The sequence below is a fragment of the Thioclava sp. F42-5 genome, assembly GCF_002213195.1.
Lineage (GTDB): Bacteria > Pseudomonadota > Alphaproteobacteria > Rhodobacterales > Rhodobacteraceae > Thioclava > Thioclava nitratireducens.
This window is the reverse complement of record NZ_NBNZ01000002.1, coordinates 833675-850685: the sequence shown is the minus strand read 5'-3', so window position 1 is coordinate 850685 and position 17011 is coordinate 833675. Positions and strand designations below refer to the sequence as shown.

At 65.9% G+C, this 17011-nt stretch carries 16 protein-coding genes; 8 read left to right on the top strand and 8 right to left on the bottom strand.

The window, feature by feature from the left end; translation table 11 throughout:
- Positions 1-288 precede the first annotated feature (288 nt).
- Both B6V74_RS09400 and B6V74_RS09395 read left to right on the top strand, forming a co-directional pair.
- Entirely contained in the window at positions 289-624 is a 336-nt protein-coding gene (locus B6V74_RS09400; protein ID WP_088722604.1) for a DUF1992 domain-containing protein, read from the top strand.
- A gap of 31 nt (positions 625-655) precedes the next feature.
- The gene (locus B6V74_RS09395) at positions 656-1567 is read left to right on the top strand and encodes a CPBP family intramembrane glutamic endopeptidase (protein ID WP_240497081.1); all 912 of its coding nucleotides are present in this window, start codon (positions 656-658) and stop codon (positions 1565-1567) included.
- Positions 1568-1592: 25 nt separating this feature from the next.
- Here the strand turns inward: B6V74_RS09395 and B6V74_RS09390 are convergent, their stop codons facing one another.
- Both B6V74_RS09390 and B6V74_RS09380 read right to left on the bottom strand, forming a co-directional pair.
- Positions 1593-2420 (bottom strand): DUF6544 family protein, encoded by an 828-nt coding sequence (locus B6V74_RS09390; protein WP_088722603.1) that lies wholly within the window; start codon positions 2418-2420, stop codon positions 1593-1595.
- 337 nt (positions 2421-2757) lie between these two features.
- Positions 2758-2982 carry a DUF465 domain-containing protein gene (locus tag B6V74_RS09380; protein WP_168184202.1) on the bottom strand — a complete coding sequence of 75 codons (225 nt, stop codon included), beginning with the start codon at positions 2980-2982 and terminating at the stop codon, positions 2758-2760.
- A gap of 189 nt (positions 2983-3171) precedes the next feature.
- On the opposite strand from B6V74_RS09380, the gene B6V74_RS09375 reads away from it, so the two are divergent.
- Together B6V74_RS09375 and B6V74_RS09370 are read left to right on the top strand one after the other, a co-directional pair.
- Positions 3172-4104: a hydrogen peroxide-inducible genes activator gene (locus tag B6V74_RS09375; protein WP_075775585.1), complete on the top strand. Its 933-nt coding sequence runs from the start codon at positions 3172-3174 to the stop codon at positions 4102-4104.
- 226 nt (positions 4105-4330) lie between these two features.
- Positions 4331-5083: an SDR family oxidoreductase gene (locus B6V74_RS09370; RefSeq protein WP_088722601.1), complete on the top strand. Its 753-nt coding sequence runs from the start codon at positions 4331-4333 to the stop codon at positions 5081-5083.
- A gap of 230 nt (positions 5084-5313) precedes the next feature.
- On the opposite strand, the gene B6V74_RS09365 is transcribed toward B6V74_RS09370, so the two are convergent.
- From B6V74_RS09365 to B6V74_RS09355, 3 genes are all read right to left on the bottom strand, one after another.
- On the bottom strand, positions 5314-6438 hold the full coding sequence (locus B6V74_RS09365) for a PQQ-dependent sugar dehydrogenase (protein WP_088722600.1): 1125 nt from the start codon (positions 6436-6438) through the stop codon (positions 5314-5316).
- 210 nt (positions 6439-6648) lie between these two features.
- On the bottom strand, positions 6649-7269 hold the full coding sequence (locus B6V74_RS09360) for a DnaJ domain-containing protein (RefSeq protein WP_088722599.1): 621 nt from the start codon (positions 7267-7269) through the stop codon (positions 6649-6651).
- 259 nt (positions 7270-7528) lie between these two features.
- The gene (locus B6V74_RS09355) at positions 7529-7927 is read right to left on the bottom strand and encodes a DUF4177 domain-containing protein (RefSeq protein ID WP_088720224.1); all 399 of its coding nucleotides are present in this window, start codon (positions 7925-7927) and stop codon (positions 7529-7531) included.
- 175 nt (positions 7928-8102) lie between these two features.
- On the opposite strand from B6V74_RS09355, the gene cobS reads away from it, so the two are divergent.
- Both cobS and B6V74_RS09345 read left to right on the top strand, forming a co-directional pair.
- On the top strand, positions 8103-9074 hold the full coding sequence (cobS, locus tag B6V74_RS09350) for a cobaltochelatase subunit CobS (RefSeq protein ID WP_075775590.1): 972 nt from the start codon (positions 8103-8105) through the stop codon (positions 9072-9074).
- Positions 9074-9658, top strand: a complete 585-nt coding sequence (locus B6V74_RS09345; protein ID WP_075775591.1) for a hypothetical protein — start codon at positions 9074-9076, stop codon at positions 9656-9658. Before cobS ends, B6V74_RS09345 begins: the two co-directional genes overlap by 1 nt.
- Positions 9659-9765: 107 nt before the next feature.
- Here B6V74_RS09345 and B6V74_RS09340 read toward each other — a convergent pair whose 3' ends face one another.
- A complete protein-coding gene (locus B6V74_RS09340) occupies positions 9766-10365 on the bottom strand; it encodes an NAD(P)H-dependent oxidoreductase (protein WP_088722598.1) in 600 nt (199 codons plus the stop codon).
- A 257-nt stretch (positions 10366-10622) separates the two neighbouring features.
- On the opposite strand from B6V74_RS09340, the gene cobT reads away from it, so the two are divergent.
- Both cobT and B6V74_RS09330 read left to right on the top strand, forming a co-directional pair.
- The gene (gene cobT / locus B6V74_RS09335) at positions 10623-12500 is read left to right on the top strand and encodes a cobaltochelatase subunit CobT (protein WP_075775737.1); all 1878 of its coding nucleotides are present in this window, start codon (positions 10623-10625) and stop codon (positions 12498-12500) included.
- Positions 12500-14299 carry an aminopeptidase P family protein gene (locus B6V74_RS09330; protein WP_088722597.1) on the top strand — a complete coding sequence of 600 codons (1800 nt, stop codon included), beginning with the start codon at positions 12500-12502 and terminating at the stop codon, positions 14297-14299. The genes cobT and B6V74_RS09330 overlap by 1 nt, the downstream gene beginning before the upstream one ends.
- Positions 14300-14432: 133 nt before the next feature.
- On the opposite strand, the gene B6V74_RS09325 is transcribed toward B6V74_RS09330, so the two are convergent.
- Both B6V74_RS09325 and B6V74_RS09320 read right to left on the bottom strand, forming a co-directional pair.
- Positions 14433-15605, bottom strand: coding sequence for an acetate/propionate family kinase (locus B6V74_RS09325; protein ID WP_075775594.1), 1173 nt, complete (start codon positions 15603-15605; stop codon positions 14433-14435).
- Entirely contained in the window at positions 15602-16990 is a 1389-nt protein-coding gene (locus tag B6V74_RS09320) for a bifunctional enoyl-CoA hydratase/phosphate acetyltransferase (RefSeq protein ID WP_088722596.1), read from the bottom strand. The genes B6V74_RS09325 and B6V74_RS09320 overlap by 4 nt, the downstream gene beginning before the upstream one ends.
- Between the last annotated feature and the right edge of the window lie 21 nt (positions 16991-17011).

Sequence of the window (17011 nt, the reverse complement as noted above, 5' to 3'; positions counted from 1 at the left end):
CGGCGCTTGAGGTTTCCTATCTACATGTCTCGCGGGGGCACTCCGCTGTTGCGTGACCCCTCGATGAACGCCGATCCTCAGTCGCAGCTATGCGTGCGAGTTGCAGGTCGGCGCGGCGGTCGCGGACGGGCTTTGGGAACTGCCGCAATTCGCGCGACTAGCCTGAGCCCGCGCGCCGCCCTGTCACAGGTTTCGCACGGAAGTCTGAGTGTTGGCATCGCCAGAAGTGGGCTATGCTCGCGAGGGTACCGCGCCTCCCGCGGTGCTCGGAAACGGTAGGAACGCGGCATGAGCCAATCCCTGAGCCGCCTCGTCGAGCGGCAAATCCAGAAGGCCCTTGCGGAGGGCCAGTTGAGCGGGCTTTCCGGCGAGGGCAAGCCGCTCCCGGATCGCTCGGGCGAGGCATTTACCGACATGGCGACCGCCGTGGCCGCCCGGATCATGGCCGAAGCCGGCGCGCTGCCCGAGGAGTTCAAACTCAAGAAGCTGCTGGAGGCGGCCAAGCAAAGCTACCGGGAGGCGGAGGGAGACGAGGCCAAGCGCGTCGCTATGGCGCTGATCGCCGATCTGGAACAGCGCTACAACATCGCGGTCGAGGCGCGGCGGCGGTTCATGGCGCCGTAGGACGCGCCGGGTCATCGTTGGCGCGATGCGCTTGACCCAGAACAAGGATTTCGGCGCGGAAAATGACGATGGTGGGGCGGCCCCTGAACGCACATCCATGGTCAGCCGAATGCCAGTCGCACCCGAAGACCTGCCCCTGCACGCCACCGCGCGCGCCTTGCTCGCCTTTCTCGCGCTGACCTTCGCGATCACCTGGGGCGTGATCGGCAGCTACATCTTCTTGTCCGCAGAAATGACCGCGCGGTTCGGCCAGATCAGCGGCTCCCACCCACTTTTCTTCCTCGCAACCTGGGCTCCGGCAATCGCAGGGTTCACGGTGGTCTTGTTCTCTGCCGGGCTTGGCGGCTTGCGCCGGTTCCTGTCGCGCCTTCTGATCTGGCACTGCCCGGTCTCGTGGTGGGGCTTCATCCTGCTCGTGATCCCGCTCGTCTTCATGGCGGGCTCACTGATCCAGGGCGGGCCCCTCCTTGCGCCGATGCCGCCCGAGGGCGTGGGCGCGACGGTCAGCGTGATGTTCATGATGCTGCTTCTCGGACCTATCGAGGAGTTCGGCTGGCGCGGCGTCGCACAACCGCTCTTGCAGCGCCATGTCGCCCCGTTCTGGGCCGGCGTGCTGATCGGCGCGATCTGGGGCATCTGGCACCTGCCCGCCTTCTACCTCACCGGCGTGGTCTTCGCGCAGTGGAGCTACCTGCCTTTCTTCATCGGCAATATCACCCTCGCGGTTCTGGTCACGCCGATTTTCAACGCGGCGCGTGGCAGCCTGCTGCTGCCGATGCTGTTTCACTGGCAGCTCATCAATCCGTTCTGGCCGGATGCGCAGCCTTGGGACACCTGGATACTGGTGGGCGTCGCCGCGTTGGTCGCCTGGTGGAAGCGCGAGAAGATGTTCACGCGCGCGGGCGCCGTGACTGAAGTGGTCCCCGGTGAGGCACGGCCATGAGGCGATGTGGCACAGGCAGACACAATCACTTGGGAAAGCGGATTTCGGTCACATCGACGAGGAAGAAGGGGAAATAGTCCTCGGTTTCGAAGTTGTTCCCCGCTTCCACATGGGTCGGCAATCGGAACCCGTCGACATTACGGAACTCCGAGAGATAGCCGCCGAAGGGCTGAAGGCGGTAACGCTTTTGCGGGTTCGCATTGCTCCAGCGCCGGAAGCAGACCTGCTCCGGCCGGCCACTCTCGGCGACGGTGAGGTCGACCGCCTGCTCCAACCCGTCACGGCGCATCGTCATCCGGGCGATGTTCCTCGAGACCGGCTCCCAGGTCACATTCGGGCCCGGCAGCACTGCCGCGGGCGTCCAGAACACTGCCTCGGCCACGTAGCGACCGAAGGCGGAGCGTTTGTGATCCGGGTTGCCGCCGAACCGGGCCACGGGGGCGAGCCCGGCGACCCAGAACCGGGTCCATTTGTCGCTGTCGGAGCCGCTGAGGCGCATTCCACCGGAGCCGCCCGACATTGTCCAGACAAAGCCGTGCGGCGCGGCGAGCACCTGCGTGGCGCGCATCGGAATGTAGCCCGGCGCGGATTTGTCACCCATGCCGAACTGTCCGTGCATCTCCAGCCGTGCGACGGTGTAAAGCGGCGTCCCCTCCGCGATGGCGAAGGTGAAAAACCGCCGCGCGGGCTCTGGAAGACCGGCGACCATATCGGCAGAGAAGCGCGGCGGATCGACAGGCTGCGATGCGCTCAGTCGCGCCATCTCTGCGCGGTCGGCGCGCCGATCGAGACGCCGCCTCGCGAAAAGGCCGAAAAGCCCGATGGCGAGGATGGCGAATATCCAAAGAGCCATGCAGCTTCCCTACCTTTCCACGCTCAAGCGACCACGCGGCAACCGCCGCATCCCGAGCCGGATGATAGCATGAAGCGATCAGCGCAGGGCACGCCCTCTGACCTCTGCGTCCCGTTCGCACGGGTCATCGAAGAGATCGAACCACGCCTCGGAACATGTTGCGCGCGCGACCGGGGCGCGCCTGATATGCCTGTGACACAGCGCCTCTTCCAGCTCGGAAATTTCCGCGCTCTTGAGAAAACGGTAGGGGAGGAACGGGTCGGTTCGGGATGCCATGTGAGTTCCTTTCGCGAAAAGGGCCCCGTCACGCGCGCGCCGGGACCGGAGAAAAACGATATCAGCCGGGCAGACGCCGACGCGCGAGCGTACGCAGCAGCCCCTCGTAGCGGCCCAGCTCGTCCTTCAGACGCAGGCGACGCCGCTTGAGCCGTTGCAGAACACTCATGTCGCGCCAGGCCCGTTTCTGCTCCTGCTCCACACGCGCATCGAGGTCGCGACGCCGCGCCCGAAGGGCTGCGATACGGGCCGCGATGGCGGCATGGGTCCGATCCGAAAGGCTCATCTCTAAACTCCTGTAAAGATTGGGGTTCACTCGTGCCGAGGGGGGATCCTCGCGGGGAGACTGCGGGGGGACACTATCCGCCGCCTCCGTCATTCGCGCTCCCTCAAGGCCCCCTCGACAGATCAGAGTTGGGGTTGCGGGCTGGTAAGCTCAATCCTAAGTATCCTGAAGTTATGATCGGAAATTCCTATGGATAAGCCGCGCCTGCCGACCCTGCGCCAACTCGAATATTTCCGCGCCCTCGCGGATGCCGGGAACTTTCGCAAAGCGGCCGAGCGTGTCGGCGTGAGTCAGCCCTCGCTGAGCCAGCAGATCGTCAATCTCGAGGACACGCTCGGTGCGGCCCTCGTCGAACGCGGACGCAGCGGCGCGGTGCTGACGGCTGCCGGGCGCGAGGTGCGTGCGCGGATCGACGGCATTCTCGACGAGGTCGCAGCCCTTGCGGGCCTCGCCGAACATACACGCGCGGGCCTTGCCGGGACCTATCGACTCGGGGCATCGGCGACATTCGGGCCCTATCTGCTGCCGAGCGTGGTGCGACGGCTCCACGCCGAGCACCCCGAGCTGCGCCTGTTCATCCGCGACGGGCAGCCGAGCGCCCTGCTCGACGATCTGCGCGCGGGCCGCCTTGATCTGGTCCTGACGCAGCTGCCGGTGCTCTCGTCGGATTTCACCGTCACCCGCCTGTTCCGCGAACCCCTCCAGCTTGCCGTCGCCGGGGATCATCGCCTTGCGGAGAAGACAAACGTCGAGGATGCCGATCTCGCGGGCGAGACGCTGCTCGTTCTGTCGAACGGGTTTTCGCTGCATGCCCAGCTTGTGGAGCTGGCGCGCGAGATGAAAACCACCCTGCGGCAGGATTACGAGGGCAGCAGCCTCGATGCGCTGCGCCAGATGGTGGCGATGAATATGGGCATCACGCTCCTGCCCGCGCTCTATGCCCATTCGGAGGTCGAGCAGGCCGGACGGGATATCGCCCTCGTGCCCTTCCGGCGCGGGCGGGTGATGCGCTCGATCGGGCTGGTGACCCGGCGCAGCGCGCGCATTCCGCCGGTCTTCGCCGAGGTGATCCGCGAGGTCGTGCGCACAGACTTTGCCAAGGTGCTCCATCCCGAGAGCTGATTGCCGGGACGCAGGCGACAGGGACGCTGTCACGCGCCCGTGAAATTGCAGTTCCGGCCCCCTGCCCCTATCGTGCCGCGGCAACCGCCGATCAGGCGCGCAGGACTGGCCCCATGGGAAATTCCCGACTGGCCCTGTCGCACCGGCAGACCACGAACACAAGCGGGCCGCGACCGCCGCGCCGAGACGCGTGGCCCGACAGGCAGCAAGACAGGAAGGCCCCTTCATGACCAAGACCGCCCTCATCACCGGAGCCACCGCAGGGTTCGGCGACGCAATCGCCCGCCGTTTCGCCCATGAGGGCTGGAAGGTCATCGTGACCGGGCGCCGTCAGGAACGGCTCGACGCGCTGGTCGAGGCACTCGGCGGACCGGAGGTCGCGCATCCCCTGTGCTTCGACATCCGCGACGAGGCGGCGACGCGTGCAGCGCTCGACAGCCTGCCCGAAGGTTTCGCGCAGATCGACGCGCTTATCAACAATGCGGGCCTCGCGCGCGGCACCGCGCCTGCGCAGGACTGCGATCTGGATGACTGGCGCGCGATGATCGACACCAATATCACCGGGCTCGCGGTGATGACGCGGCTCACGCTGGATCGGCTGATCGCGCGCCGCGGGCTGATCGTGAACCTCGCCTCGATCGCGGCGAACTGGCCCTATCCGGGCGGCAATGTCTATGGCGGCACGAAAGCCTTCGTGCAGCAGTTCTCGCTTGGGCTGCGCTCGGACCTGTCGGGCACTGGCGTGCGCGTGACCTCGATCGAGCCGGGTCTGTCGGAGAGCGAGTTCACGCTGGTGCGCACCGGCGGCGACAAGGCAGCCTATGACAAGCTCTATGCCGGGGCCGATCCGCTGCAGCCCGAGGATATCGCCGAGAGCATCTACTGGGTCGCCGCCCTGCCCGCGCATGTGAACATCAACTCGATCGAGATCATGCCGGTCAGCCAGAGCTGGGCGCCGTTCCAGATCCACCGCGAATAGTCCGAGGCAAGCCAATCGGAACCCGTGCTCGTGGGCATCTCCCTGTGCGGCGGCATCGTCTGGTGCTTCGATCTGGCGATGCGCCGGGGCGAGAATAAGATCGCGCCTCGGCTGGGCCGAATATAAGCCCGCGAATGGAAAGGCGGGGCCCCCTGCCTGACCTTCGCCAATTCCGACCGCGCCGCGCTCGGATGCGCGCACCGTCGTTTTCGGTCAAGCGCCGGGCAAGCTCATTTCGGCATCAGCCGATAGAGTGCGCCCTCGCCCGCGTCCTCGATGATCCAGACCTCGCCATTGGGCCCCACGGCCACGTCGCGCACACGCATCTGCAGGTTCCAGCGCGCGATCTGGTCCGAGCCGTCGCCCGCCACCAGCGCCAGCCCCTGCCCGGCGAGCCCGCCGATCAGCATATCGCCTTGCCAGTCGGGAAAGTCGCGGCCCTGATAGACCGCAAGCCCTGCCGGCGCTATCACCGGCGTCCACCAGAGCTTCGGCGCAGCGAATTCGGGCCGCGTGTCGTGATCCGGGATCGGCTGGCCGGAATAGTGTCGGCCGTTCGAGACCGCGTTCCAACCGTAATTCCTGCCCTTCTCGATCAGGTTCAGCTCGTCGCCGCCACGCGGGCCCATCTCGTGCTCCCAGAGCTTGCCGTCCGGCGTGAAAGCGAGGCCGTATTGGTTGCGGTGCCCTTCAGTCCACGTCTCGGCGCGCACACCGCCCGCCCCTTCATGGGGATTGCCGGGCGCGGGCTGACCTTCGCGGGTCAGGCGCAGGATTTTGCCGCGCGGGTTGCCCGGGTCCTGCGCGGTGTCGGGCTGCATCCGGTCGCCGACCGTGAGATAAACCATTCCGTCGGGCCCGAAGGCGACGATCCCGCCCGGCTGGCCACGCCCGCCCGGCGTCTGCTGCCAGATCGTCTTCAGCTGCGTGAGCTGGGTGCCATCCAGCACCCCACGCGCCAGATGCAGCGCGTTATCCGGCGCGACATAGGTGATATAGACCTCGCGCGTCTCAGCGAAATTGGGCGGCACCGCAACATCGAGCAGCCCGTTCTGGCCGCTATATTGCACCTCCGGCATGCCGGCCACCGCATGCGCCCCGCCGCCCGTGACATGCCACATCTTGCCCGCCTTGCCGGTCACCAGCACCGATCCGTCGGGCAAGGGCGCGATCGCCCATGGGTTTTCCAGCAGCGCCACCGGCTTGAGGACGAAAGGAAGATCGCGGCTTATCGGCTTCTCGCCCACGTTTTGCGCGGCGGCAGGCGCGGCGAGGGGCGCAAGGCCGAGGCTCGAGAGGACGGGGATCGTCAGGGCGAGCGCCAGAGCGGCGGGCAGACTCGGAAACGGGTTCATGAAGCACCTCCTCCCCTAGAGATGGGGCGGGGGCACGGAATGGGAAGGGCGCGCGATGGCAACGGGTGCGAGGGGCGCAGCCCCTCTGCCTGCGGCATTCACCCCGGGATATTTCGGCAAGCCCGAGGATTTGAGCGCGCCTCTTTGCTTCGGGTTTGCGAAAATATCCCGGGGGACGCGCGCAGCGCGGGGGGCAGAGCCCCCCTGCCGTCACTTGAAGTTGCGGCTGTCCTTCAGCTGGTCCCAGGCCCAGACGACTTCCTGAAGCATCTCTTCCTGCGAGCGGTCGCCGCCGTTCATATCCGGGTGCAGCACCTTGATCAGCGCCTTGTAGCACTTGCGGATCTCGGCCTTGGACATCGTGTCCTTCGCCTCGAGAATGTCGAGCGCGCGGCGTTCGGTCGGCGGCAGCTTGCGCCCCATCGTCCGGCCCGGGTTCTTCGTGGCGTTGTCGCCGAGGATCTCATGCGGGTCCGAGATGCCGTGACGCGCCCAGCCCGCCTCTTCCTTGGCCTTGCTGAAGGGCTTCGTGGGCCGCTCCCAGACGGTCGCATTGTCCAGGAAAGCCTGAAATTCCTCCTCGGACTGACCCTGAAAATAATTCCAGTTCAGATTGTACTCGCGGACGTGATCCTTGCAGAACCAGTAGTAGTCGTCGAGGATTTTCGGGCTTTTCGGCGCACGGTACTTGCCCGGCTCGTTGCAGCCTTCCTTGTCGCAGATCCGGGTCGAGGTCTCGAAAGCCCCCGACATGCCGCGTCTGCCACGCGAGCGGCGCTTCTTGTCCGCCGCGGCCGAAATGTTGAAGCCGAAAGGATCGCTGTTGCTCATGCTTGCCTCTTGCCTGCTGCCCGAATGCCACTTCGGGGCGGCATTTGGGCCTGCCTCCGAGTCGGGTCACGCAGTCTACTGGAAATGACGGATGTTGAAAGGGGGTCGGGCGGAAATGGGGCCGCTAATTGCGCGGATCAAGGGCGAGTAAGGAGCGTCGCGACGGCAACGCGACTGGCGCGCCGGTGCGGGCGCGCGGCACGTTTCGGGTGGATTGGTCCGGTTCCAAGCCGCCCTACCTTCGCCCTGTCCGTAACGGTCAGTCCCCGTCGCCTGACGACCCGTCGCGGCTGGCGCGCAGTTTCGGCGCACGGCCCTCGGGCGCATCGGCGAGAAGCGCGCGGCGCTTGGCCTCGGGCGCGTCCTCGTCATTCGCCGCAGCCTCGGGATCGGGATGTGCACCGATCGCCTGCGCCGGATCGGCGCTGGTCGGGCGGCGGAATACCAGCAGGTTGTGATAGACCGTGGACTTACCCGTCAGGCCGGTGCGCTCTTCCGCAGGCAGGGTCTCTGCGCGCAGGTATTCCCAGCCGCGCGCCGCCATCTCGTTCATCACGCCGGAAAGCGCATGGGCGAAACGGTCGGCGCCGGATTTCAGGCCGCGCTCCTTGTCGCCGCGCGCGGGCGCCGGGATGACCTTGTATTCGTAATGCTGCATGATGCACCTCAAGCTTTCGCGTCTTTCTAGCGGATGCCGGGTCCGGGTCAACTCACTCCAAGCCACACTGGCGGGAACGGGCCGATAAAAGCCCCGCGCATCGCGCACGATCGCCCCCTTGCACGCCTGCGCGCGATGGTTCACAAATCGACCCAACCACGAAAGGACGTCCGCGATGCTCGACCAGACCGCCAAGCCCACCGAAGAAATCGACCTGCGCGAGGTGTTCGGCCTCGATTCCGACATGAAGGTCAAAGGGTTTGCAGAGCGCACCGACCGCGTGCCGGAGATCGACTCCACCTACAAATTCGACCCCGACACCACGATGGCGATCCTCGCAGGCTTTGCCTATAATCGCCGCGTGATGATCCAGGGTTATCACGGCACCGGGAAATCGACCCATATCGAACAGGTCGCCGCCCGCCTGAACTGGCCCTGTGTGCGCGTCAACCTCGACAGCCACGTCAGCCGGATCGACCTGATCGGCAAGGATGCGATCAAGCTGGTCGATGGCAAGCAGGTGACGGTGTTCCACGAGGGCATCCTGCCCTGGGCGCTGCGCAACCCGACCGCGATCGTCTTCGACGAATATGATGCGGGCCGCGCCGACGTGATGTTCGTGATCCAGCGGGTGCTGGAAGCCGACGGCAAGCTGACGCTGCTCGACCAGAACGAAGTGATCACGCCGAACCCCTATTTCCGTTTGTTCGCGACCTCGAACACGGTGGGTCTGGGCGACACGACGGGCCTCTACCACGGCACCCAGCAGATCAACCAGGGCCAGATGGACCGCTGGTCGCTGGTCTCGACGCTGAACTATCTCAGCCACGACGCCGAAGTCGCGATCGTTCTGTCGAAGAACCCGCAATACAACACGGCCGAGGGCCGCAAGGTGATCAGCCAGATGGTGACCGTGGCCGACCTGACGCGGACCGCCTTCATGAATGGCGATCTCTCGACGGTGATGTCGCCGCGCACGGTGATCGCCTGGGCCCAGAACGCGCGCATCTTCGACAATATCGGCTACGCGTTCCGCCTGAGCTTCCTCAACAAGTGCGACGAGCTGGAGCGTCAGACCGTGGCCGAGTTCTACCAGCGCCTCTTCGACGAGGAGCTGCCGGAATCGGCGGCGGCCATCGCCTCGTGATGCCGCGCCTCGCGATCCGGGGCGTGCTTCTCGCGGCGCTGCTGCCCTTCGCGGCGGCAGCCCAGGAGGCGCCCAAGGATGGCGAGATTTTCGCGGCGCTCACCGGCGATTGGAACGGCGACGGCACGCAGGATGCGGCGATGCTGGTGCAGAACGGTGCGGATGCAGCCGATCTGGTGGTCTATCTCGGCGATCCGACCTTCGGACTGAAGCGCGAGATGACGGTCGAGCGGGTTGTCTTCTCCGGTCAGGCAGGCGGCCAGACGCCATCTCTCGAGCCGCTTCCCAACGGCGCGTTCAGGCTGCATTCCGAGCAGATCGGCATCGGGCGCAACCCGTGGGAGAGCACCTATTCCATCGCGTGGCGCAATGGTGGTTTTGTCGTCTCGGGCTACAGCTACAGCTTCTACGACCGGATCGATAACGAGAATACCGGCACCTGCGACGTCAACCTGCTCAATGGGGATTACGTCATGACGCGGCGCGGGCAGGAGGCGAAAGGCTCGCAGGATCGTCGCGCCTTCCCGCTGAGTACGCTGCGCGCGGACTGGATGCCGATGATCTGCTCGGGGCTTTTCCAGTAACCGCTCGCGCTGCGACCTCTTCGCGAGGAGCGGCGCAAAAAAGCCCGGCACAAAGGCCGGGCTGGTACTCGTTACTCAACTAACTACGAAAAACAGGCGGGGTCGGATCACGCGGCCCGACGATTTTCTGCCTCGATCTTGGCAAGTTTCGCCGCCTGACCCCAGAAGGCCATGTCGTCGAGCAGCGTTTTCGCCGGACCGTCGAGATGGTCGCCCAGTTCCGCGATCGGCGTGCCCTGCGAGGCCTTCACGAAATCAGCACCGCCAATGCTGACCGCACCCGCGACGGGCACCATGCCGAAATTGATCGCGACGAGGCGCAGATGCTCGACCGCGCGGGCCGCGCCCACGCCGCCATAGCCGACGGTGCCCAGCGGCTTGCGGCGCCAGCCCTCGAACGCGTAGTCGAAAGCGTTCTTGATCGTCGCGGGAATTGAGTGGTTGTACTCCGCCGTCACCACGATGAACCCGTCGAATTCCTTGAGCTTTTCGCCCCAAGCGCGCGCGTTCTCGCTGGTCACGGGTTTCGCGGCGGGCGGGCCTGCCTCGTCGAAGAAGGGCAGCGCGGCTTCGCGCAGATCCAGAACCTCGTAGCGCATGTCGTCGCGCGCCCCGATCTTGGTCTCGAACCATTCGAGCGCGCGGTCGGCGAAGCGACCTTCGCGGGTCGTGCCGACGATCAGGCCGATATTCAGGGTCTCGCTCATGTCGAACTCCTTTCCGGTATGTCGCACGGGAAGGCCCTCGGGGGAGGAAGGGCCATGGGGGGGAGACGTGCTGTCCGTGTTGCGAGTTAACCTAAGACGTAATCGCCCGCTTCCAACCGGGAGTTATGTGCGGATGCGAACGAGTGTCGCGCGTCAAATGCGGGAACCGCGCAGGCGGCGCTGCCCGTCCGCGCCGCATCGCCCGCTTACGCGATCGGCTCTTGCGGGTCGGCGCGCGCGGTGCTTTATCTGAGGCCATGAGCAAGCCTTCCGACAACCCCGCGGATCCCTTCAAAAAGGCGCTGGCCGAAGCCACCAAGACGATGGCCGACGCGCCCGACATGACGGTGAGCTACACGGTCGATCCTTCGGGAATGACCGCCGATACGATGCGCCTGCCGCAGGTTTCGCGCCGGATGAGCCGCGACGAGGTTCTGCTGGCGCGCGGCACGGCCGATGCGATGGCGATGCGCCGCCGTCACCACGACGCCAAGATCGACAGCCGTTACGCCCCGTCGGGCGAGTTGGCGAGCGCGATCTACGAGGCGATGGAGACCGCGCGCTGTGAGGCGTTGGGCGCGCGCGACATGCCGGGCACCCTGTCGAATATCGACGCCAAGATCGCCCATGAGGCAGAGCGCAAGGGCTACGCCCAGATTCGCGCTCCCGAGGAAGCGCCGCTCTCGGTCGCCGCGGGTTATTTCGTGCGCGAACTGGCGACCGGCCGGAAATTGCCGCCCGGCGCGGATAACGTGCTCGATCTGTGGCGCCCCTTCATCGAGCAATCGGCGGGCGACGATCTGGAAAACGTCAAACACGTCCTTGCCGATCAGGCCGCCTTTGCGCGCCTCACCCGCAAGGTGATCGCCGATCTCGGTTATGCCGATCAGTTGGGCGACGATCCCGACGAGGAGATGGGCGACGACGCCGAGGACGAGCAGGAAGAGAACGCCGACGAGGAACAGGGCGAAGAGCAGGCCCGCGACGAGCAGGAAGACGACGACGCCGAGGCCTCGCCCGAATCCAGCCAGGAAGCGCAGGACGACCAGACCCAGACCTCCGTCAGCTCCGACGATCTCGCCGATCAGGAAATGAGCGACGAGATGGATATGCCGCAGGCCGATGCGCCGCTGGAGCCGCCGCCGCCCCCGCCGCATTCGCAGGCCGACCCGAATTACGTGGTCTACACGACCGAATTCGACGAGGAGATCGCCGCCGAGGACTTGGCCGAACCGGCCGAGCTGGAGCGTCTGCGCCTTTATCTCGATCAGCAGCTGGACCCGCTGAAAGGGGCTGTCTCGCGGCTCGCCAACAAGCTGCAGCGCCGCCTGCAGGCGCAGCAGAACCGTGCGTGGGAATTCGACCGCGAGGAAGGGATGCTCGATGCGGGCCGCCTGGCCCGTGTCGTCGCGAACCCGACCACGCCGCTCAGCTTCAAGGTCGAGAAGGACACCGAGTTCCGCGACACGGTGGTGACGCTACTGCTGGATAATTCCGGCTCGATGCGGGGTCGCCCGATCTCGATCGCGGCGATCTGCGCCGACGTGCTCGCTCGCACGCTGGAGCGCTGCGACGTGAAGGTCGAGATCCTCGGCTTCACCACCCGCGCCTGGAAAGGCGGGCAATCGCGCGAGAAATGGCTTGCAGATGGCCGCCCGCAAAGCCCCGGACGCCTCAACGACCTGCGCCACATCATCTACAAGCGGGCCGACGCGCCGATGCGCCGGACGCGGGCCAATCTGGGCCTGATGATGAAGGAAGGTCTGCTGAAGGAGAACATCGACGGCGAGGCGCTGGAATGGGCGCATCGCCGGATGCTCGCCCGGACCGAGCAGCGCAAGATCCTGATGGTGATCTCGGACGGTGCACCGGTGGACGACTCGACGCTTTCGGTGAACCCCGCGATCTATCTGGAGAAACACCTGCGCGACGTGATCGCCATGGTGGAGCGCCGCCGCGCGGTGGAGCTGATCGCCATCGGCATCGGCCATGACGTGACGCGCTATTACCAGCACGCGGTGACGATCACCGATGTGGAGCAACTGGCGGGCGCCATGACCGAACAGCTCGCCTCCCTCTTCGACAGCGATCCGCGGGCCCGCGCCCGCTTCCTCGGGATCAAGAAGGCTATCTGATGTTTCAGGATTTCTCGGTGCAATCGCGCCCCGAACTGGGCCCGCCCCGGCTGGCGGCGCTGCGCGAAGCCATGTCAGCCGCCGGGCTCGACGGCTTCATCATTCCTCGGGCCGACGCACATCAGGGCGAATATGTCGCGCCTTGCGATGCGCGTCTGGCTTGGCTGACCGGCTTCACCGGCTCGGCGGGCTTCTGCATCGCGCTGCCCGAGATCGCAGGCGTCTTCGTCGATGGCCGCTACCGGGTGCAGGTACGCGCCGAGGTCTCGCTCGACCACTTCACGCCGGTGAGCTGGCCCGAGGTGAAACCAGCCGACTGGTTGACGGAAAACGCCCATGCAGGCGCCAAGATCGGCTTCGACCCGTGGCTGCACACCAAATCCGAGATCGCGAAGATCCGCGAGGGGCTTGAAGGCACCGGCATCGCGCTGATCGAGAGCGAGAACCTCGTGGACCGCGTCTGGGACGACCGCCCTGCCCCGCCCGCCGAGCCCGCCCGCATCCATCCGGCGGAATTCGCAGGCGAGACTGCGGCGGAGAAACGCACGCGTCTGGCCGAATACCTGCGCGAAGAGGATATCGCGGCCGCCGTGCTCACCCTGCCGGATTCGATCTGCTGGCTGCTGAACATTCGCGGCGCGGATATCCCCCGCAACCCGGTGGTCCAGTCCTTCGCGGTACTCTTCGACGACGGCACGGTGAAGCTCTTCGCCGATGACGCGAAATTCGACGCCGATCTGCGCGCCCATCTGGGCGACGGGGTCTCGATCCTGCCGCCCGACAGCCTGACCGCCGCGCTGGAAGCGGTCGAAGGCCCGGTGCTGGTCGACCCCGACAGCGCGCCGCTCGCCGTCTCTCTGCTGCTGGCCGATCACGACACCAAGATCGTTGAGGCGCGCGATCCCTGCATTCTGCCGAAAGCGCGCAAGAACGCAGCCGAAATCGCGGGCATGGAGGCCGCCCATCTGCGTGACGCCACCGCGATGGTCGAATTCCTCAGCTGGCTCGATACTGAGACCCCGAAAGGCCACCTGACCGAGATCGACGTGGTCACCGCCCTCGAGGGCTTCCGCCGCGATACCAATGCGCTGCTCGACATCTCCTTCGAGACGATCTGCGGCGCGGGCGGCAATGGCGCGATCGTCCATTACCGCGTGAACGAGGACACCAACCGCCCCGTGAAACCGGGTGAGTTGCTGCTGGTGGATTCGGGCGGGCAATATGTCGACGGCACCACCGACATCACCCGCACCGTCGCCGTGGGCGATGTACCGGAAGACGCCAAACGTCCCTTCACCCGGGTGTTGCAGGGCATGATCGCACTGTCGCGTACGCGCTTCCCGCGCAGCGTGGCGGGGGCCCATCTCGATGCGCTCGCCCGTGCGCCCCTGTGGGCCGAGGGCTGGGATTACGATCACGGCACAGGCCACGGCGTCGGCGCTGCGCTTTGCGTGCACGAAGGCCCCGCGCGGATCTCGCGCATCTCGACCCTGCCGCTCGAACCCGGAATGATCCTGTCGAACGAACCGGGCTATTACCGCGAAGGCGCATTCGGCATCCGGATCGAGAACCTGATCCTCACCGAAGAGGCCGAGGCCAAGGGCGACAACCGCGACCAGCTCTCTTTCTCGACGCTGACCTGGGTGCCGATCGACCGCCGCCTGATCGACATCGATCTGCTCGGCCCCGAGGAGCGCGACTGGCTCAACGCCTATCACGCCGAGGTTCTGGAGCGTATCGGGCCCAAGGTCAGCGAGGGCTCCAAGGCGTGGCTGCAAACCGCCTGCGCGCCGATCTGAGGCTGCGCGCACAGTATGCCGGGGATGCCTCCGACGGGGATATTTTTACCAAGCCGAAAAGCTGGGTCCCCTCTTTCGTATTGGTCTAAATATCCCCCGCGGAGCGTCCCGCAGGGGCCGCATGCGCCGTCGTCTAAAGGTCGAGTACCGCCTTCGCCGCCCGCGCGATGACGATTTCCTCGTTGGTTGGGATTACGAGAACCCGAACCGCGCCCGCCCCGATTTCGCGCGCATTTTCGGCATTGGCGTCGGGATTGACCGCGACCCCGAGGAAGCCCAGCCCCTCGCAGGCCTGCGCGCGCACGCGCGCCGAGTTCTCCCCGATCCCGCCGGTAAAGACGATCCCGTCCAGGCCGCCCATCGCCGCCGCCATCGCGCCGATCTGACGCTTGATGCGGAAGCAGAAATAGTCGATCGCTTCTTTTGCCTTGGGATCGTCCGAGGCCTCGAGCGTGCGCATGTCGTTGGAAATGCCAGACATGCCCAGTAGGCCCGATTCCTTGTAGAGCAGCGTCGAAATCTCGGACGGGCTCATCCCCTCCTGATCCATCATGTAGAGCAGGATGCCGGGGTCCAGTTCGCCCGGGCGTGTGCCCATCGGCAGGCCTTCCAGCGCGGAGAACCCCATTGTCGAGGCGACGGACTGGCCGTTCTCGATCGCGCACATCGACGCACCCGAGCCTAAATGCGCCACGATCATCCGCCCCTTGTGCAACTCGGGCTCGGTCCGCGTCAGTTCGCCATTGATGAAATCATAGCTCAGCCCGTGGAAGCCGTAGCGGCGCACACCCTGCTCGTAATAGCGGCGCGGCAGCGCGAATGTGTCGCTGACGAAGGGATGGCCGCGATGAAAGGCGGTGTCGTAGCAGGCGACCTGCGGCGTGCCGGGGAAGGTATCGACCGCGGCACGGACACCGGCGAGGTTATGTGGCTGGTGCAGCGGCGCGAACGGGGCGAGCTTGGCCAATTCCGCCATGAGCGGCTCGGACAGGGGTTCCGGCGCGGCGTGGTCGATCCCGCCATGCACGATCCGGTGGCCGACCGCGATCACTTCCAGCCCGGGAAAGGCCGACTGGAAGGCCGCAAGCGCAGTGTGTAGCGCCGCCGCATTGGTGACGAAGTCATCTGGCGCGGAGGCGGGCAGCGGCAGTGGCGATCCATCGGGTCCGCCGAGTTTCATCGCCGCCTCGCGCCGTCCGATCCGGTCGACATGGCCAAGCGCGAGCGTCTCGAGGTCTTCCGAGAACAGCCCCAGCTTCAGCGAGGACGAGCCGGAGTTCAGTGTCAGGATCGCACGGGTGCTCATGCGCGGCCCCCGCAGGTGCGGTGGTAGTGGATCGAGGCCACGGCAGCGGAGGCCAGCCGCGCCATCCCGCTATCGGAGCGCGAGTTCAGGATTACCGGCACCTTCGCGCCCAGCATCAGCCCCGCCCCTTCCGCGTGAGAGATGTAAGCGAGCTGCTTGGCCAGCATATTCGCGGAATCGATCCCGGGTGCGACCAACACCTCGGCCCGGCCCGCGACCGCCGAGCGGATGCCCTTGGTGCGTGCGGCGGCCAGATCGACCGCATTGTCCATCGCGAGCGGCCCATCGACTTCGCCCCCGGTGATCTGCCCACGTTCGGCCATTTTCGACAGCAGCGCCGCATCGAGGGACGACGGGATCGCGGGCGTCACGGTCTCGACTGCAGACAGCACGCCCACTTTCGGCACCTCGATCCCGATCGAGATCGCCACGTCGATCGCGTTTTGCACGATATGCACCTTGGTCTCGAGATCCGGCGCGATATTGATCGCGGCATCGGTAACGATCAGCGGATGCACAACGCCCGGCACATCCATGACGAAGACATGGGTGAAGCGCTTGCCGATCCGCAGCCCGGTATTCTTGTCGAGCATCGGCTTCAAAAGCGCATCGGTATGCAGATGGCCCTTCATCACCGCGCCGGCGCGCCCCTCGTTGACCAGCTGCACCGCCATGCGCGCGGCATCGCGGGCGGTCTCGGCGGGCAGGATCTCGAACTTGGTCACGTCGCGGCCGAGCTCTTTCGCGACCGACATGATCTTTTCGGGATGGCCGATCAGCAGCGGCTCGATCAGGTGATGTTCGGCGGCGAGGAGCGCACCGTCGAGCGACACCGGCTCTTCGGGGCAGACGACGGCGGTGACCAGATCGGGCAGCGGCTCGGCCTTCTCCAGCAGTTTCTCGAAATGGCGATGGCGCTGCGAGATCAGGCCGGGCACTTCGAGCGCATCGAATTTCAGGTGTTTCTGCGGGGCATGGACCTCGGCCTCGCCCTCGACGATCAGCGCGTCATCGCCCACACGGCGCACTTCCGTCTTCATCCGCAGCAGCTCGCCGGGCAGCTTCTCGAGAACCTCGACGCGGGCGCAGAGCTCTTGACCCGCCATCGCGTGATCATGGAAGCGCAGGCTTTGCGCGCGGTAGAGCGTCCCCGGCCCCGGCAGCAGGTTGCCCAGGACCGCGGTGATCAGAGAGGCCACGAACATGCCCGGCGCGTAGGCCTCCTTCTGGCCGTCGCCATCGCCGTCCTCGGCCTCCAGATGAACCGGGTTGTGATTGCCGGAGGCGGCGGCGAAAACGTAGAAATCGTCGGCAGTGCATAGCCGCTTCAATTCGGCTGACTGGCCGACCTCGATCTCGTCCCATTTCCGGCTCTCGAACATCATTGGCGCGCTCCTTCTTTTTCC

Excerpts from the sequence above, each read along its gene's own strand:
- B6V74_RS09400 (WP_088722604.1), top strand. The coding sequence starts at position 289 with ATGAGCCAATCCCTGAGCCGCCTCGTCGAGCGGCAAATCCAGAAGGCC.
- B6V74_RS09390 (WP_088722603.1), bottom strand. The coding sequence starts at position 2,420 with ATGGCTCTTTGGATATTCGCCATCCTCGCCATCGGGCTTTTCGGCCTT.
- B6V74_RS09380 (WP_168184202.1), bottom strand. The coding sequence starts at position 2,982 with ATGAGCCTTTCGGATCGGACCCATGCCGCCATCGCGGCCCGTATCGCA.
- B6V74_RS09375 (WP_075775585.1), top strand. The coding sequence starts at position 3,172 with ATGGATAAGCCGCGCCTGCCGACCCTGCGCCAACTCGAATATTTCCGC.
- B6V74_RS09370 (WP_088722601.1), top strand. The coding sequence starts at position 4,331 with ATGACCAAGACCGCCCTCATCACCGGAGCCACCGCAGGGTTCGGCGAC.
- B6V74_RS09365 (WP_088722600.1), bottom strand. The coding sequence starts at position 6,438 with ATGAACCCGTTTCCGAGTCTGCCCGCCGCTCTGGCGCTCGCCCTGACG.
- B6V74_RS09360 (WP_088722599.1), bottom strand. The coding sequence starts at position 7,269 with ATGAGCAACAGCGATCCTTTCGGCTTCAACATTTCGGCCGCGGCGGAC.
- B6V74_RS09355 (WP_088720224.1), bottom strand. The coding sequence starts at position 7,927 with ATGCAGCATTACGAATACAAGGTCATCCCGGCGCCCGCGCGCGGCGAC.
- cobS (WP_075775590.1), top strand. The coding sequence starts at position 8,103 with ATGCTCGACCAGACCGCCAAGCCCACCGAAGAAATCGACCTGCGCGAG.
- B6V74_RS09345 (WP_075775591.1), top strand. The coding sequence starts at position 9,074 with ATGCCGCGCCTCGCGATCCGGGGCGTGCTTCTCGCGGCGCTGCTGCCC.
- B6V74_RS09340 (WP_088722598.1), bottom strand. The coding sequence starts at position 10,365 with ATGAGCGAGACCCTGAATATCGGCCTGATCGTCGGCACGACCCGCGAA.
- cobT (WP_075775737.1), top strand. The coding sequence starts at position 10,623 with ATGAGCAAGCCTTCCGACAACCCCGCGGATCCCTTCAAAAAGGCGCTG.
- B6V74_RS09330 (WP_088722597.1), top strand. The coding sequence starts at position 12,500 with ATGTTTCAGGATTTCTCGGTGCAATCGCGCCCCGAACTGGGCCCGCCC.
- B6V74_RS09325 (WP_075775594.1), bottom strand. The coding sequence starts at position 15,605 with ATGAGCACCCGTGCGATCCTGACACTGAACTCCGGCTCGTCCTCGCTG.
- B6V74_RS09320 (WP_088722596.1), bottom strand. The coding sequence starts at position 16,990 with ATGATGTTCGAGAGCCGGAAATGGGACGAGATCGAGGTCGGCCAGTCA.